Source organism: Bacillus timonensis (assembly GCF_000285535.1).
GTDB lineage: Bacteria > Bacillota > Bacilli > Bacillales > Bacillaceae_L > Ferdinandcohnia > Ferdinandcohnia timonensis.
Map to the genome: position 1 here is coordinate 229,285 of NZ_HE610989.1, position 15,612 is coordinate 244,896.

The window sequence follows — 15,612 nt, forward strand, 5'->3', positions numbered from 1 at the left end:
TTTATAGTTAGATAACCCCTAATAATTTCGTGTAGACAAAGTCAGTATTGATTTTGTCTACACTCTAAAAGGACAGTCTTATGACTGTCCTTCTTCACATTTCTCGTCCTCTGAGAAATCACATTTCTCAAAAAAGGCTGCGGTATGTTCATTTGGTTTTAATTCACGATCTGGAAAATGTTCTTTAAGTGCCTTCACCATCTTTTTCCCAATACCTTGATATCGATGGGACGGATTCACACAGATATGTTGAATTTCTACAAGATTCCCGTCATGGATTGTTGTTCCGATAATTCCTACAATATCTTCTTCTTTCCATAAGAATAACTGCTGTGTATCATCTTCTTCATATTGCTTCATAGTTGCTTGCAGGTTCTTTAGGTCCTTTTCTGTTGGCATAAATGAAAGAAGCCCCATTGCGATTTTCTCATAATTCTTTTTATAACGAATTAACATATAAATCCCTCATTATCGAAAAACTTTCCAAATAGTATATATATTATCAAATACCCTACTACTTTTGGACTAACCTTAATACATTTATTAAGAGTACCATTTTCCATCTCATTTTTCCATAGTTCTTTTAGAATACCCTTAAATTTAAATTATATCCAATACTTTCCAATTTCATACAAAACCAAGCAATTACTCAAATGAACGTGATAAATTCGCCATTTCAATCGCTGCTACAGCGGAATCCCATCCTTTGTTTCCTGCCTTTGTTCCAGCTCTTTCAATTGCTTGTTCAATTGAATCAGTTGTTAAAACTCCAAACATGACAGGTTTTCCTGTAGCAAGAGCTGTTTGTGATAATCCTTTTGCCACTTCGTTACAAACATAGTCATAATGAGAAGTTGAGCCTCTAATCACAGTACCTAACGCAATTACAGCATCATATTTGTTTGACTCTGCCATTTTCTTCGCGAAAAAAGGTATTTCAAAGGCACCTGGAACCCATGCAATTTCAACATCCTCATCAGCCACTCCATGTCTCTTTAGTGCATCAAGGGAGCCATTTAAAAGCTTGGTAGTTATAAACTCGTTAAAACGAGCTACCACTATTCCGATTTTTAAACCTGTGCCAACTAAATGTCCTTCATAAATTTTATTCATATATATCCTCCTATGTTATCAGTTATTTGGTCTATGATAAAAAATTGTTTTATTGCCTATTCATTTAATGTTAGTTGTTGTTTACGATAACGTTTAAGTCCTTCAATTGTAATTAACTTTAAGTTAAATTCTGTGGCAATTTTTTGCAAATCAGGAACTCTTGCCATTGTTCCATCTTCTTTGACTATCTCACAGATTACCCCAGCCGGTTCTGCATCACAAAGGGAAGCTAAGTCAACAGCTGCTTCTGTATGGCCTCCTCTAGTTAGAACTCCCCCTTCTTTCGCAATTAATGGGAAGACGTGGCCTGGTCTTTTGAAGTGTGAGGGTGTTGATTCGGGATTTAGCAATTCCTTAATGGTTCTTGCACGCTCAAAGGCACTAATTCCTGTTTTTGTCGTTTCGTGATCGATACTAACCGTAAAGGCTGTACCATGTGGGTCTGTGTTCTCGGCAACCATTGGTTCAAGTTCTAGTTTCTGAGCTAAAGCTCTTGTTATTGGTGTACATACAAGTCCACGCCCATGTGTAATCATAAAATTGATGACTTCGGGAGTCACATTTTCAGCAATTGCGATAAAATCTCCTTCATTTTCACGATTTTCATCATCACATACGATAATGACTTTTCCTTGTTTTAAGTCAGAAAGTGCATCTTCTATTGAATCAAACATGTTAGTCCCCCCTTTATTATTTAAATCCATGTTCTTCTAAGAAACTTGTGGTTATCGTTGATTTTGATTCTTTTTTATGATCAATTGATCGTTGCATAAATTGGCTCACATATTTTCCAAGCATGTCACACTCAATGTTTACAATATCCCCTATCCCTTTTTTATGTAATATTGTTTCGGATAGCGTATGGGGTATGAGTGATAGAGTAAAGGTATTTTCGGAAAGTCCAAAAATCGTTAAACTCGTTCCGTCTACTGCAACCGACCCCTTATAAATCATAAACTGTATAAGTTCTTCTGGAACCTCTATTTCATAATAAACTGCATTCCCTTTTGATTCTTTTCGAATTATTTTTCCTATCCCATCCACATGACCTGAAACAATATGCCCTCCAAAACGACCATTGGCTATCATGGCTCTCTCGAGATTCACGTCATCATTCCGGTGTAAATCACGTAATGAAGTTGATTTAACTGTTTCTGGCATAACATCAACGGTAAACCCATCCGTCGTAAATTCAGTCACTGTTAAACATACTCCATTAACTGAAATGCTATCCCCTAGGTGTACATCTCCAAGAATTTTCTTAGCTTGAATCACCATTTCAACCGAGTCTTGTGATCCATTTATTGCTTTAATCTTCCCGATTTCTTCTACAATCCCTGTAAACATTTTTTCACCTCTATCTCGGTTGTGCTACAATTTTAATGTCTTCTCCAAGCTGCTCCACAGATTTAATTGTTAATTGTACTGCATCATCAATTGATTCGACTCCAATGCCACCAATAGAAGTCGGTGCATGTTTTCCACCAAATAACTTTGGTGCAAGATAAACGATAACTTGGTTAATCGCTTTTTCCTTCAAAAAGCTACCGTTCACTTCAGCTCCACCTTCAACAAATATGGAAGAAATACTTTCTTCCCCAAGAAGTGTAAGCACAGCCGTTACAGACAAACTGGATTCAGGTAATTGTAGGACTCGGACACCTTTTTTACCGGAAAATTCATTTATTTTCTCTTGGGTGACTTTATTCGTTACAACAATCCACGTCTCCGCCTTACCATCATTTACAACATTTGTATCTAACGGTGTACGTAAGGTTGAATCCAAGATAATGCGAATCGGATTTTTTCCTGTTCCATTTGGCAATCTCGTCGTTAAACTCGGGTTGTCCACGAGCACTGTATTTACACCTACTAGTATGGCATCGTGAATACTACGATATAAATGAACATCATTCCTTGCAGCCTCACCTGTAATCCATTTACTCTCACCTGTAACTGTCGCTATTTTTCCATCAAGAGTTGTTGCAGATTTCAAAGTTACATATGGGAGTTTTTTCTCTAAAAAGTGATAAAAAACAGCATTCAATTGATCTGCTTGTTCTTTACATACTCCAACCTCTACTTCGATTCCAGCCGCTTTGAGTTTGGCAATGCCTTTTCCAGCAACAAGTGGATTGGGGTCAGTCGTTGCTATGACAACTCGCTTTACATTACTGGTGATTAATAAATCCGCACAGGGTGGAGTTTTTCCATGATGACTACATGGTTCTAATGTTACATACGCGGTGGCATTTTTAGCCTTTTCACCAGCCATTCTTATGGCATGTACTTCAGCATGTGGCTCCCCGGCTTTAAGATGTGCTCCGATTCCCACAACACGACCTTCGTTTACAATGACTGCCCCCACGACCGGATTTGGACTAGTTTGACCAACGCCTGCCTTTGCAACATTTATCGCTAAACTCATATAATCCTGATCTCTCACTTTATCCACGCCCCTTTCTATTTATCATTTACCTAATTCGGGAGTTTCTATCTTGATTTCAAAACAAAAAAGACCTCGGAATAATATCCGGGGCCTTGGTAGATGTAACAAGTAACAGAATATGTATTTTTGCCCAACACAAATAGAGGTAACATGAGGCAATTTTTTTCACATACCGGTACTGACATCCTTCTCCCATCCAGACTATAACTGTCGGCCTTGGATTCTCACCAAGTCCACCATTTTAAATGAAAAGATTTCATAGCAAAAAGCCTAAATTAAAATGGGTCACGGGCTTAGAACAATTGGTTTGTTCATCACCGTCGGTAAGGAATTTCACCTAACCCCGAAGGAAAGTATTTAATTAGCGATTTAAAACAGTATAACATAAAGTACTCTTATTTTGTCGAACTTTATGCATTCACATACAATTATGTATTATTCATTCTTTTATGAAGTTAAACAATAAACAGCCAATAAATAACTCCCCATGCTAAAGATAATAAAAGCAGTACAATAAATACAGTCCATCTTCCTTTTCCCATCTAATTTCACCTCATGCTATATTATAGGATATAGAAAAAGACACAACAAGAAAGACTTGTTGTGTCTAAATCTAATCAAATACACCAATCAAATTTAATTATTCTTCCCAAACTTTAACTTCCTTCATTACGTCACCTTGATGAATACGGTACACTGAATCCAATCCTTCAATTACTTGTCCGAAAACAGTATGTACACCATCTAAGTGAGGTTGTGGTTCATGCACGATGAAAAATTGGCTTCCACCAGTATCTTTTCCAGCGTGTGCCATAGATAATGCTCCCGCAACATGCTTATGTGGATTTCCTTCTGTTTCACATTTTATTGTATATCCTGGTCCACCAGTCCCATTACCCCGTGGGCAACCACCTTGTGCAACGAATCCTGGAATTACACGGTGGAATGTTAGGCCGTTATAAAACCCTTCATTCGCAAGTTTTTCAAAGTTAGCTACAGTTCCAGGAGCTTCATTTGGATATAACTCAATAATAATTTTTTCTCCATTTTCAAATTCAATGCTAGCTTTTTTCATTTGAAACCTCCGCTCATTTTCTTTCGTCCATATGTATTGAACGTGTTTCATTTTACTATAAATGGTTCGAATAATCCAATTTAAAAGGGTGTCGTTTTTCCTAAATATAAGTCAAAAAGCTATTTTTAGTAAAGAATATTGTATAATATGGACGATGGATGATATCGTTTTTTGAAAAATTAAAGGAGGAAACCATTTTGAGATATAAATTTGCACTCTCATTTTTACTCATATTTTCACTCATTTTTCCATCACTTAGCTTCGCAGACGCAGCACCTGGAGATGTGATTATTACACTTGGTGAAGATTTAACCGAAGCTGAAAAAGAGACGATTTTAAAAGAAATGAATGCACCCGAAAACCCTCAGATAGTCGTTGTCACAAATGAAGAGGAGCATCAATACCTTGGAAATTATATTCCAAAGGCTAGAATTGGTAATAAAGCCCTATCTTCAGCTGCAATTACCATTGAAGAAGAAGGTTCCGGATTAGATGTAACAGTTACAAAACATATCACTTTGATTACAGAGGAAATGTATGCAAATGCTCTAATCACAGCTGGTGTGAAAGATGCAAAAATATTTGTAACTGGGCCTGGTAATGTTTCAGGAACTGCCGCATTAACCGGTATCATTAAAGCGTATGAGGTTTCTACAGATAAAATCATTCCTGAAGAGGTAAAACAGGTTGCCAATGAAGAAATGGTTGAGACCACAAAATTAAGCGAAAAAATTGGCGCGGAAGATGCAGCGGCCTTAATGGCAAAAATTAAAGATGAAATTGCGAAAAATGCACCAAAAAACGATGAAGAACTACGTACAATTATCATTAATGCTGCGAATGACTTGGGTATAACATTATCAGATGCAGACATTCAGCGTTTAATGGATCTTTTTAATAAGTTAATGGAACTCAATATTGACTGGAATCAGGTAGGGGAACAATTAAATTTAGCAAAAGAAAAGTTAACAAATTTCCTTGAATCCGAAGAAGGACAAAGCTTTTTAGATAAACTTAAAGAATTCTTTGTTAACCTAATCGACGCAATTAAGAGTTTGTTTAAATAATGGCCATAATAAAAACCCACGAACTTTCGTGGGTTTTTATTTCGATTTATTCTACAACTTTTGATTTTAATGGAATGTCAAGTCTTACTAAATCTTCATAACTTTCACGTTGGACGACAAGTTGTGCCTCTCCATTTTCTACAAATATGATTGCAGGTCTTGGAATTCTGTTATAATTATTTGCCATCGCATATCCATATGCACCTGTACAGAAAACTGCTAACAAGTCTTCTGAGTTGGCCTTTGGTAAAGGCAAGTCCCAAATAAGCATATCTCCGGATTCACAACATTTACCCGCAATTGAAACTGTTTCTTCAACAGGGTCTTCAACACGATTTGCTAAAACAGCCTCATATTTTGCTTGATATAATGCAGGTCTAATATTATCTGTCATGCCCCCATCAATTGCAAGGTATTGGCGAATATTCGGGACTTCTTTGCGAGATCCAACAGAATAAATCGTTGTACCTGCATCACCGACAATTGATCGGCCTGGCTCAATCCAGATTTCAGGAATATCAATTGAAAGTTCATCCGCTTGCTTTTTCACTTCTCCGATAATTGCTTCTACATACTTTGACGCCGGAAGTGGTTTATCTTCTTCTGTGTAACGAATGCCAAACCCGCCACCAAGATTTAATACTTTAGGTGCAAACCCGAAGCGATCCTTCCAGTCCTTAAGTTTTGTAAACATTTTACTAGCAGCAACTAAAAATCCTGTGGTTTCAAAAATTTGTGAGCCAATGTGGGAATGAATTCCTAATAACTCTAAGTATTCTGAATTAAGTGCTTGTTCAACTGCTTGATCTGCCTGTCCATTCTCAAGCCCAAATCCAAATTTAGAATCATCTTGTCCAGTTGTAATATAATCATGGGTATGAGCCTCAACACCCGGCGTTACACGTAATAAGATTTTCATCGTCGATTTATTCTCTTGACAAACCTGTTCCAACAAAGGAAGTTCATAAAAATTGTCAACAACAATACATCCAATGTTATTTTTAACCGCCATGTCTAGTTCTTCATAACTTTTATTATTACCATGAAAATGTATACGTTCTACCGGAAAACCGGCTTGTAAGGCAGTAAATAATTCACCACCTGAAACGACATCCAATGATAATCCTTCCTCTTCTGCAAGCTGAATCATTGCAACTGTTGAAAAAGCCTTACTTGCATACGCAACCTGCGCAGGGATATTTAATCGCTTAAATGTTTCACGAAAACCTCTTGCACGTTCTCTGATAAGTGCAACATCATACACATATAAAGGTGTACCGTATTGTTTTGCTAACTCTACTGTATCGACCCCACCAATTTCTAAGTGGTTTTCTTCATTTACTTTGCTTGTTCCATGCAAAAACATTGAATTCCCCTCGTTCCTTCAAAGTGTACTCATCAGAGCCTAAAATCCAAAGCACCCGTATCGTGCTTTTGACATCCTTTTAAAAAGAAAAAAGACAACTGATAACATATAGTCATCAGCTGCCTATTCAATCTAAAACGCTGTACTATATGAAAAATAGATTAACACAACGTTTTATATGGCGCAACTATTGTTTGAAAGGTTTTTGAGGGTGTACTATACTAGGTCTTAACTTTGCTCCAGGTACTGAAGTCCGAATTACAATTTGTAGCAATGCTTTAGCATTAAACGGTAAAAACGGCCATAAATATGGGGTATTTAAGGAGCGTATATTTGCCAAGAACAAGACATAGATAGTGCATCCAATAACAAATCCTGGCACCTTAAATATCGCAACTAGGACTAATAGAAATAATCTGGCTATCTTATTTGCTGCACTTAATTCATAACTTGGCGTTGCAAATGTACCCACAGCTGCAATGGCTACATAAAGAATCACTTCAGGTCCAAATAACCCAACATCAATGGCAATTTGACCAATTAATGCGGCCGCAATTAAACCCATTGCAGTTGATAAGGGTGTTGGCGTATGTATAGCCGCCATCCTTAAAAACTCAATTCCCATATCTGCAAGGAATATTTGAAGGACAATAGGGATATTTGATTTTTCATTTGGGCCAATATAATCGATTGCTTTTGGTATCAAATCCGGCTCTAAAACAAATAAAAACCAGAGTGGTAATAGAAAAATGGATGCGAGAATTCCAATAAACCTCGTCCACCTTAATAATGTACCAACTGCAGGAGCTTGACGATATTCTTCAGCATGTTGTACATGATGGAACATCGTAGTAGGGGTGATAATTACACTTGGTGACGTATCGACCATTATGATGACATGCCCCTCAAGTAAATGGGTTGCTGCAACATCAGGACGCTCTGTGTATCTAACCAACGGATATGGATTAAAGCCTTGATGAACGATAAATTCCTCAATTGTTTTATCCGCCATTGTTAGACCATCAACATCAATTTTGCTCAGTTCCTTTTTAATAATCTCAACTAAATTCGGGTCAGCAACATCCTGAATATAGGAGACACAAATATCTGTCTTGGACCTTTCGCCGACCTGCATAATCTCATGTCGGAGCCTTTCATCCCGTATTCTTCTTCTTGTTAATGCACAATTCACGATAATGTTTTCTACATATCCATCTCGAGCCCCACGGATTACTTTTTCAGTATCCGGCTCTTGCGGTGTTCTTCCTGGATAACTTCGTACATCAACAGCTAATCCTGAATCTTCACCTTCAACTAAAAAGAGGATAAGACCTGACAAGATTGTATCTACTGCTTCATCTAAATTTTTGATTGTACTTACTTGTTGATGGATAAGACGATTTTCAATGATTTGGAAAGCCTGATAAGAGTTCCTTTCATTATCATTGATATTTATTAATTCCTCTAAAATTTGAATAATAAATTGGGTGTCGCACAGTCCATTTAAAAAATAGAGATGAACTTCTTTATTTAAGATTTTAAATCTTCTAACCCCAACATCAAAGTTTTGAGTCCCTAAGCCTATACGTGATTCAAAATATTTGTCGTTTTTGACTATATCAGGAGAGATTGGAGTCTTCCCAGAATTCTTTTCCTTTCCGATCATAACCACTCCTTTCGAGTATTAGATCCACTGCCTTTCTTGTAATGGGTGCACCGATTTTACGATCATCTTTACGTGCCATTTTCCCAATATCTCCAATACCTACAATAATCGGAACATCAAGTTTATCTAAACAATATACGGTATCACCATTTATCCGACCTATATCATATTCAGTGACTCCGCTTTTATCGACACCGTATTCTGTTAAGTTACCATCGCGATCGATACAAATATCAACTTTTGTCCATTCTGTTTGATGGGTTTTCGCGGCAACTGCAATAACGCCTAACACTTCAATTTTAGGGTGCCTTGCGACATCCATTAATGCTTGCTCACCCTTTCCTTCCCCTAAAAAACCACTATCATCAAACATAACAAATACAGGATCTTGGGGTGTTTGAAGAATGTAATCCACAATTTCTTTTCCTGTTAATGTTGTTGGGTTCCCTTGTGATTTGGAAATACATCGTCCCCCTACTTCTTTGGCAACATATTCTAATGTTTTTTGTGCATATTCATCCCCATCTGTTACTAGAATCACTCTTCTCCTTGTTTCATCCATAAATCCTATCCTTTCGCTCTGAAAATCAGTGCAATTAAGAAAGAGAACAATATCGCCGAAGATATTCCAGCAGAAGTCAATTCAAAAATCCCCATTGCGATACCAATAAACCCATGTTCTTCTGCACTTTGCATCGCACCGTGTAAAAGTGAATGACCAAAACTTGTAATTGGAACCGTTGCTCCCGCTCCTGCAAACCTAATTAAGTTATCGTATAAATTAAAACCATCTAAGATTGATCCTGCTACGACAAAAATACTCATCACATGAGCAGGTGTTAATTTTGCAAAATCAAGTAAGAGCTGCCCTACCACACATATTGCTCCACCGACTAAAAATGCGTATAAATATTCCATTTCTTACTCACCTCTATCAAATACGCCTTGACGTATTTGCGCCCGATTTTTTTCGAGCTTGCTCGAAAATTTTCCTTTTAAAAATCGAGGCATCCGCCGGAGGCATTAATTTTATTCAACTGGGGTTAGAACCCTTACTAAATTTTATACTCCTAATACCATATAACCACTAATTAGGGAACTTATTTTGAATAAAATTAAACACGTTCCAAAACTACACCATGTGCGATTGTAGGAATAGTTTCTTTCTGCTGAATCATTGTTGGACTGAGAAGCGCACCTGTTGCAACAATGAATGCCTTGTTAATATTTCCGCTAATGAGTTCTTTTACAATATGTCCATACGTCACAATTGCTGAACAAGCACATCCACTTCCACCTGCAAATACTTCTTGGTCTGAATGATAAAGCATCAGCCCACAATCGTTATGTTTATTCCCTAAATCGTATCCTTCTTCTTTTACCATTTCTTTTAAAATTGGACTACCTACACCTGATAAGTCACCAGTAGCAATTAAGTCATATTCATCTGGATTGATATTTAAATCTTTAAAATGTCGAGTAATAGTATCTGCAGCTGCTGGTGCCATTGCTGAACCGAGATCAAATGGGTTTGTAATTCCTAAATCAATCACTTTTCCAATTGTTGCAGAGGTAATCCGAATTGGCCCCTTCTCTTTACTCACTAATGCTGTGCCGCCACCAGTAGCTGTAAAGGTAGCAGTATCTGGTTTTTGTCCCCCATATTCGGTTGGATATCGAAATTGTCTTTCTGCAGTAGCATTATGACTACTCGTTGAGGCAAGAATTCTATTTGCAAATCCTCCATCAACAAGGGCTGAACCAACTGCAAGTGTCTCCATTGAAGTTGAGCAAGCCCCAAACATACAAATCAATGGGATTTGATGATGTCGAGCCGCATAGTTTGTTGTGACATTTTGATTTAATAAGTCACCAGCTAAAAAAAAGTCAATATCGTCATTTGTTAAGTTAACCTTTTTCAAGCATGAATCAATGGATTCAACCATGAGTCTTCTTTCAGCAGATTCCCAAGAGTCTTCTCCACAATGTAAATCATCATATTTTATATCGAAACTTGAACCTAAAGGACCTAGACTTTCTTTTGGCCCTACAGCTGTTCCTGTTGAATTTAAATAGATTTGATTTTCAAATACCCATGTTTGTTTTCCAACTAACCTCATTAAGGTTCACTCCTTGCACTCATTCAAGAAATTGTGAGATTAAAGAAATATCGAATAATCCCAACCACATATGCTGCAACTGCTCCAAATACGATAACACTTCCTGCTAGCTTAAACATATTGGTAGCAATCCCTAAAACGATTCCCTCACTTTTATATTCCATCGCTGCACTTGTCATTGAGTTTGCAAATCCTGTTACAGGAACTGCCGACCCTGCCCCCGCGAATTGCCCGAGTTTGTCATATAAACCAAATCCCGTTAATATAGCTGAAATCAAGATTAGGGTTGCGACTGTTGGGTTACCGACGTCTTTTTCTGAGAAATGAAAGACGGTCATATAGAAGTTTTGGATTCCTTGCCCGATACAGCAAATCGCTCCTCCAACAAGGAATGCTTTAAGACAATTTAGAAAGTATTTTGGTTTGGGCTGGTACTTTTTAATACTATTTTTATAATCGTCTTTTATTTTTTTCTTAGTAGCCATTTCCTGTCCACTCCTTGTATACAAATAACAAAAAATAAATTATTTCACATAGTACATCCATTGGAATAACGAACCTACGATTTTTCCGAAAACAATCGCCATGACTAACATTACAATTTTATTTTCAATGCCTATCCGTTTTGCTAATATCGGAAATACATTGAGTACTTCAGTAAGAGCAGCAGCCAACATCCCAACGAATATTCCACTTGCTAATCCTACTGGAAGTACAATTAAATCCCATAAATAAAAAACGTGATCATTAAGAGTAAACCAGCTACCAAAAACAGCGCCGAGTACGACACCCCATTCATAGTAACGAATGTATTTCATCGTTTTCGTTAACTGTGTAAGCCTTGGAATGATTCCTAATACAGCTAAAAAGGCAACAAATCCTCCTCCAACTGCTAGTCCACTTCCTAAACCGATAAACATAATGAGTAGAACTTTAATTGTCATCGATGTGTTTCATACTTTCTTTGTTTTCTGTAAGGATAAGATAATTATCTAAATCCTGCTGGTAATTAAACATCTCTACTTCTAGTGGACTTGGTTCTTCGTTAAGACGTTTACGGAAAAAGTGATTGAAAAATAAAATCATTCCTAAGCCTAAGCCTAAAGAATATGGTATTTGAAAAAGTAGCGGCTTTGGAACCACATCACCTGTAATCATCGTGTAGATTCGAAGGTGTACTTCCCTCATTGAAACATCTTCATGGAAATTCATCATGGTGAGTGCTGCTCCAACAAATAATAAAAACCAAACAGCGATAAACAGTGCAGGCGCAAACCTTTTTTTCTTTATTGCAACTTCAATAATCGTTTGCGCAGGTCCTACCGTTTGAATATCGATTTGAGGAAATCGTCTCCTGATTTGATCAATGACCTTCATGACATCGATCACTACGATATTTTTATCTTTCTTGCTTACCTGGTAAATAACAATGTTTTTAATCTCCTCAGCGACTTTTTCCTCGGCACTTATTTGCATGATTTGTCCAATTTTTACTGTTGCATTGGGTTGAACCAGTACGCGATGGCGCATTCGAACATAAATTGATTTTTCCATCACTCTCACACCCTACACATTGTTTTCCTTATACATGTAGTATGTTAAATCTTACTTATCTAATGCGAATGGACCTCAAACTCCAATAATTACCACAGTTTTGAAAACGAAAAAGACCGAATGGATTATACATCCATTCGGTCTTTCATTTGTTGTAATATTTTTTTCTCAAGCCTCGATACTTGAACTTGAGAAATACCAAGCCTAGTCGCGACTTCGGATTGAGTCTGATCCTTGTAATAGCGTAGGAAAACGATTAGTCTCTCACGCTCGTCAAGCTCGCGAATTGCTTCCTTTAACGCAATTTTATCAAACCATTTTGTTTCATTATTATCTGCTATTTGATCAAGTAATGTAATCGGGTCCCCATCATTTTCATAGACGGTCTCATGAATCGATGAAGGTGCTCGGCTTGCCTCTTGGGCTAAAACAACATCTTCAGGAGTGATTTCCAAGTACTCTGCAATCTCAGCAATCGTCGGTACCCTGCCAAACTGCTTAGACAACTCATCCCTGGCTTTTCGGATTTTATTTCCAGTCTCCTTTAATGAACGACTCACCTTTACCGTCCCATCATCTCTTATAAACCGCTGGATTTCACCGATAATCATTGGTACAGCGTAGGTAGAAAATTTTACATCATATGACAAATCAAATTTATCAACTGACTTTAGAAGTCCAATGCAGCCTATTTGAAACAAATCATCTGGTTCATAGCCTCGATTTAAAAATCGTTGTACAACAGACCAAACTAACCTCATGTTCTTTTGGACGATTAAATCACGCGCTTCTTGTCGTCCCTCTTGGCTAAGTTTGATTAAATTCTTAACCTCACTGTCCTTTAAATACGTTTCACTTTTGTTGTTCTTGACCTCCACATCCATTGGCAAGTCTCCTTAATTGCATAACGCTTTACTCTTTGATAAATGCTTTGTTAGCCGTAATGTTGTACCTCTTGCTGAACCTGTTTCTACTTCAAACTCATCCATGAAATTTTCCATGATTGTAAAGCCCATACCTGATCGTTCGAGCTCTGGTTTTGTTGTAAACAATGGCTGCCTTGCTTCCTCGAGATTGTTGATTCCAATTCCTTCATCTCTAATGGTGATATACACAGTACCGTCTTCAATTTTGCACGAAATATAAACAATCCCACTTGGATCACTTTCATATCCATGAATAATTGAGTTTGTTACGGCCTCAGACACAACTGTCTTAATTTCTGTTAGTTCGTCTAAGGTTGGATCAAGTTGTGTAATAAATGCTGCTACTGCTACACGAGCAAATGACTCATTTTGGCTTAGTGCCGAAAATTGAAGGTGCATCTCGTTTTTCATTACGCCACCCCCAATGACTGAAGCGCAAAAGACTCATCACGCTCTAATCGAATGATCTTGAATAGGCCAGACATTTCAAATAAACGTTCGATTTGCAGGGAAATGGAACAAACGACCATTTCTCCGCCTAAATTTTTGATTTGCTTATATCTTCCTAAAATGACACCTAATCCTGAGCTATCCATAAAAGTAAGCTTTTCAAGATTCAATAAGATGTGATTAATTTCATTGTTTTCAATTATATCTGTTACCTTTAACCTTAATTCCTCAGCTGTATGATGGTCTAGTTCACCAGTAAGCCGAATGCATAACACATTGTGTTTAACCTCAAGTTCAATACCAAGACTCACTTTACAATGCCTCCTTAAAATCGTATAGAGAGTCTTTTCGCTATTGACACACAAGAATCCTTCTAGTTGACAAAACTAGTGTTCATTCGGCAAAAAACACTGAAATGCGCAAGCTCCTTGATCAGCCGCGACAAGTACAAGACGAGCTGGCTAGAAGGTTGTTCATTGGCCTTCTTGACAGATTGGCTTGTGAACTCGAGTTGTTTAAAGCAAAGCTTTACGCAAGATACTCGCCGAAAGCCTTTTCATGGTAAAAACTAGCTAGGCGTTGGAGCTAGACATCACGAACCTTTAAAAAATTAAGGAGTTTTATTAAACGATCCCATTGTACGTTTAAATAGTTTCCACCAGCTAGCAGCATCGATATCTTTTCCAGCTACAAGTGGACTTTCACTTACTACTTTCCCATCCTTCTTAATTACCAATTTGCCTATTTCGTCACCTTTTTTGATAGGTGCATTTAATTTCTCATCCACAACAATTTCTTTTTGTACATCGTCAACTTTTTCACCTTTTTTCGTTAACAGTGATATTTGTTCTGATGTAACAAGCTTTATTTTCTTTTCACTGCCCTTACTTACCTTTGCTTCAGCAACTTCCTGGTTGCGTTCATATAAAGGGTGTGTCTTGTACTGACTAAAACCATAGTCAAGCATTTTCGTTACTTGAGCATTTCTCTCCTTTGGTGTTGGTGCTCCAAATATAACAGAGATTAAACGCATATCCTCTTTTTCAGCAGTAGCTGTTAAGCAATATTTTGCCTCTGTTGTAAAACCTGTTTTTAAGCCATCCACACCTGGATAGAATCTGACAAGACGATTTGTATTTACTAGCCAAAACTTATTATCAGAGTCTTGACGTAAATAATCTTCATATTTACCCGTAAATTTAGTGATTTCCTCGTATTTTAATAATTCCTTTGCCATGATTGCCATATCATGAGCTGAGCTAAAATGATTTTCTGCGGGAAGGCCTGTTGGATTTTGAAATACTGTATTTTTAAGGCCTAACTCCTTCACCTTGTTATTCATCATTTCAACAAACGCTTCTTCTGAACCAGCTATCTTTTCCGCCATGGCAACAGATGCATCATTGCCTGAACCGATTGCAATACCTTTTAACATCTCTTCAACTGTCATTTCTTCGCCTGGCTCAAGGAATATTTGTGATCCTCCCATTGATGCAGCATGTTCACTTGTTCTAACTTTCTCAGAAAAGGTGATACTACCTTTATCAAGGGCCTCCATGATTAACAGCATTGTCATGATTTTGGTCATGCTTGCTGGGGGAAGCTTTTCATCACTGTTCTTTTCGTAAAGAATCTTCCCTGTATCACGTTCAATTAAAATGGCGGACTTTGCATTACTCGCCAAATCAACTGTTGATTCCTTAGCAGAAGCGAAAGGGCTAAAAGTAAAGATTAAGATTGTTGATAGTAACAGACTAAAAAATACGCGTTTCATCCCAAACCCTCCATTCTTTATACCCTCCCATTTTTTCCAATAAATGAAAAAT

The 15,612-nt window shown here is 37.4% G+C and carries 18 protein-coding genes, 1 pseudogene and 1 riboswitch; of the genes and pseudogenes, 1 reads left to right on the plus strand and 18 read right to left on the minus strand.

The genetic code is table 11. The features are described 5' to 3' along the window. Nucleotides 1-78: 78 nt before the first annotated feature. From BTHG_RS21415 to BTHG_RS21445, 6 genes and pseudogenes are all read right to left on the minus strand, one after another. Entirely contained in the window at nucleotides 79-456 is a 378-nt protein-coding gene (locus BTHG_RS21415; protein ID WP_010284347.1) for a GNAT family N-acetyltransferase, read from the minus strand. Nucleotides 457-645: 189 nt separating this feature from the next. Continuing rightward, the gene (gene ribH, locus BTHG_RS21420; RefSeq protein ID WP_010284349.1) at nucleotides 646-1,113 is read right to left on the minus strand and encodes a 6,7-dimethyl-8-ribityllumazine synthase; all 468 of its coding nucleotides are present in this window, start codon (nucleotides 1,111-1,113) and stop codon (nucleotides 646-648) included. A gap of 65 nt (nucleotides 1,114-1,178) precedes the next feature. Further along, nucleotides 1,179-1,787: pseudogene (gene ribB / locus BTHG_RS25585) on the minus strand (3,4-dihydroxy-2-butanone-4-phosphate synthase); the annotation flags it as partial. A gap of 16 nt (nucleotides 1,788-1,803) precedes the next feature. Next, on the minus strand, nucleotides 1,804-2,460 hold the full coding sequence (ribE, locus tag BTHG_RS21430; protein WP_010284355.1) for a riboflavin synthase: 657 nt from the start codon (nucleotides 2,458-2,460) through the stop codon (nucleotides 1,804-1,806). A 10-nt stretch (nucleotides 2,461-2,470) separates the two neighbouring features. Beyond that, nucleotides 2,471-3,541, minus strand: a complete 1,071-nt coding sequence (gene ribD, locus BTHG_RS21435) for a bifunctional diaminohydroxyphosphoribosylaminopyrimidine deaminase/5-amino-6-(5-phosphoribosylamino)uracil reductase RibD (RefSeq protein ID WP_042342436.1) — start codon at nucleotides 3,539-3,541, stop codon at nucleotides 2,471-2,473. A 201-nt stretch (nucleotides 3,542-3,742) separates the two neighbouring features. Continuing rightward, nucleotides 3,743-3,917, minus strand: a riboswitch (FMN riboswitch). Between the two features lie 285 nt (nucleotides 3,918-4,202). After that, nucleotides 4,203-4,637 carry a peptidylprolyl isomerase gene (locus BTHG_RS21445; RefSeq protein WP_010284360.1) on the minus strand — a complete coding sequence of 145 codons (435 nt, stop codon included), beginning with the start codon at nucleotides 4,635-4,637 and terminating at the stop codon, nucleotides 4,203-4,205. Nucleotides 4,638-4,834: 197 nt separating this feature from the next. Between BTHG_RS21445 and BTHG_RS21450 the strand changes: the two genes are divergently transcribed. Continuing rightward, nucleotides 4,835-5,704 (plus strand): DUF1002 domain-containing protein, encoded by an 870-nt coding sequence (locus tag BTHG_RS21450; protein WP_010284361.1) that lies wholly within the window; start codon nucleotides 4,835-4,837, stop codon nucleotides 5,702-5,704. A gap of 46 nt (nucleotides 5,705-5,750) precedes the next feature. On the opposite strand, the gene lysA is transcribed toward BTHG_RS21450, so the two are convergent. The 12 genes from lysA to BTHG_RS21510 all read right to left on the minus strand — a co-directional run bounded on the left by lysA (nucleotide 5,751) and on the right by BTHG_RS21510 (nucleotide 15,560). Further along, complete coding sequence (gene lysA, locus BTHG_RS21455; protein ID WP_010284364.1) at nucleotides 5,751-7,070, minus strand: diaminopimelate decarboxylase; 1,320 nt, start codon at nucleotides 7,068-7,070, stop codon at nucleotides 5,751-5,753. Between the two features lie 187 nt (nucleotides 7,071-7,257). After that, nucleotides 7,258-8,736 carry a spore germination protein gene (locus BTHG_RS21460; RefSeq protein WP_010284367.1) on the minus strand — a complete coding sequence of 493 codons (1,479 nt, stop codon included), beginning with the start codon at nucleotides 8,734-8,736 and terminating at the stop codon, nucleotides 7,258-7,260. Next, nucleotides 8,690-9,298 carry a stage V sporulation protein AE gene (locus BTHG_RS21465; RefSeq protein WP_010284370.1) on the minus strand — a complete coding sequence of 203 codons (609 nt, stop codon included), beginning with the start codon at nucleotides 9,296-9,298 and terminating at the stop codon, nucleotides 8,690-8,692. Before BTHG_RS21465 ends, BTHG_RS21460 begins: the two co-directional genes overlap by 47 nt. A gap of 5 nt (nucleotides 9,299-9,303) precedes the next feature. Beyond that, nucleotides 9,304-9,654 carry a stage V sporulation protein AE gene (gene spoVAE / locus BTHG_RS21470; RefSeq protein WP_010284371.1) on the minus strand — a complete coding sequence of 117 codons (351 nt, stop codon included), beginning with the start codon at nucleotides 9,652-9,654 and terminating at the stop codon, nucleotides 9,304-9,306. Between the two features lie 197 nt (nucleotides 9,655-9,851). After that, complete coding sequence (gene spoVAD, locus BTHG_RS21475) at nucleotides 9,852-10,856, minus strand: stage V sporulation protein AD (RefSeq protein ID WP_010284372.1); 1,005 nt, start codon at nucleotides 10,854-10,856, stop codon at nucleotides 9,852-9,854. A 23-nt stretch (nucleotides 10,857-10,879) separates the two neighbouring features. Next, on the minus strand, nucleotides 10,880-11,341 hold the full coding sequence (gene spoVAC, locus BTHG_RS21480) for a stage V sporulation protein AC (RefSeq protein ID WP_010284373.1): 462 nt from the start codon (nucleotides 11,339-11,341) through the stop codon (nucleotides 10,880-10,882). A 39-nt stretch (nucleotides 11,342-11,380) separates the two neighbouring features. Further along, nucleotides 11,381-11,800: a stage V sporulation protein AB gene (locus tag BTHG_RS21485; protein ID WP_010284375.1), complete on the minus strand. Its 420-nt coding sequence runs from the start codon at nucleotides 11,798-11,800 to the stop codon at nucleotides 11,381-11,383. Beyond that, a complete protein-coding gene (locus BTHG_RS21490) occupies nucleotides 11,790-12,410 on the minus strand; it encodes a stage V sporulation protein AA (protein ID WP_010284377.1) in 621 nt (206 codons plus the stop codon). Before BTHG_RS21490 ends, BTHG_RS21485 begins: the two co-directional genes overlap by 11 nt. 125 nt (nucleotides 12,411-12,535) lie before the next feature. Next, the gene (gene sigF / locus BTHG_RS21495) at nucleotides 12,536-13,294 is read right to left on the minus strand and encodes an RNA polymerase sporulation sigma factor SigF (protein ID WP_010284378.1); all 759 of its coding nucleotides are present in this window, start codon (nucleotides 13,292-13,294) and stop codon (nucleotides 12,536-12,538) included. A 12-nt stretch (nucleotides 13,295-13,306) separates the two neighbouring features. Then, nucleotides 13,307-13,747, minus strand: coding sequence for an anti-sigma F factor (gene spoIIAB / locus BTHG_RS21500; protein ID WP_010284379.1), 441 nt, complete (start codon nucleotides 13,745-13,747; stop codon nucleotides 13,307-13,309). Next, nucleotides 13,747-14,097, minus strand: coding sequence for an anti-sigma F factor antagonist (gene spoIIAA, locus BTHG_RS21505; RefSeq protein ID WP_010284381.1), 351 nt, complete (start codon nucleotides 14,095-14,097; stop codon nucleotides 13,747-13,749). Before spoIIAA ends, spoIIAB begins: the two co-directional genes overlap by 1 nt. 299 nt (nucleotides 14,098-14,396) lie before the next feature. Beyond that, complete coding sequence (locus BTHG_RS21510; RefSeq protein WP_010284386.1) at nucleotides 14,397-15,560, minus strand: D-alanyl-D-alanine carboxypeptidase family protein; 1,164 nt, start codon at nucleotides 15,558-15,560, stop codon at nucleotides 14,397-14,399. Between the last annotated feature and the right edge of the window lie 52 nt (nucleotides 15,561-15,612).

Coding starts and splice junctions, on each gene's coding strand:
- BTHG_RS21465 (WP_010284370.1), bottom strand. CDS start 9,298: ATGGATGAAACAAGGAGAAGAGTGATTCTAGTAACAGATGGGGATGAA.
- BTHG_RS21490 (WP_010284377.1), bottom strand. CDS start 12,410: ATGGAAAAATCAATTTATGTTCGAATGCGCCATCGCGTACTGGTTCAA.
- BTHG_RS21415 (WP_010284347.1), bottom strand. CDS start 456: ATGTTAATTCGTTATAAAAAGAATTATGAGAAAATCGCAATGGGGCTT.
- spoIIAB (WP_010284379.1), bottom strand. CDS start 13,747: ATGAAAAACGAGATGCACCTTCAATTTTCGGCACTAAGCCAAAATGAG.
- BTHG_RS21445 (WP_010284360.1), bottom strand. CDS start 4,637: ATGAAAAAAGCTAGCATTGAATTTGAAAATGGAGAAAAAATTATTATT.
- lysA (WP_010284364.1), bottom strand. CDS start 7,070: ATGTTTTTGCATGGAACAAGCAAAGTAAATGAAGAAAACCACTTAGAA.
- BTHG_RS21460 (WP_010284367.1), bottom strand. CDS start 8,736: ATGATCGGAAAGGAAAAGAATTCTGGGAAGACTCCAATCTCTCCTGAT.
- BTHG_RS21485 (WP_010284375.1), bottom strand. CDS start 11,800: ATGACAATTAAAGTTCTACTCATTATGTTTATCGGTTTAGGAAGTGGA.
- spoVAD (WP_010284372.1), bottom strand. CDS start 10,856: ATGAGGTTAGTTGGAAAACAAACATGGGTATTTGAAAATCAAATCTAT.
- spoVAE (WP_010284371.1), bottom strand. CDS start 9,654: ATGGAATATTTATACGCATTTTTAGTCGGTGGAGCAATATGTGTGGTA.
- sigF (WP_010284378.1), bottom strand. CDS start 13,294: ATGGATGTGGAGGTCAAGAACAACAAAAGTGAAACGTATTTAAAGGAC.
- BTHG_RS21510 (WP_010284386.1), bottom strand. CDS start 15,560: ATGAAACGCGTATTTTTTAGTCTGTTACTATCAACAATCTTAATCTTT.
- ribD (WP_042342436.1), bottom strand. CDS start 3,541: ATGAGTTTAGCGATAAATGTTGCAAAGGCAGGCGTTGGTCAAACTAGT.
- ribH (WP_010284349.1), bottom strand. CDS start 1,113: ATGAATAAAATTTATGAAGGACATTTAGTTGGCACAGGTTTAAAAATC.
- ribE (WP_010284355.1), bottom strand. CDS start 2,460: ATGTTTACAGGGATTGTAGAAGAAATCGGGAAGATTAAAGCAATAAAT.
- spoVAC (WP_010284373.1), bottom strand. CDS start 11,341: ATGGCTACTAAGAAAAAAATAAAAGACGATTATAAAAATAGTATTAAA.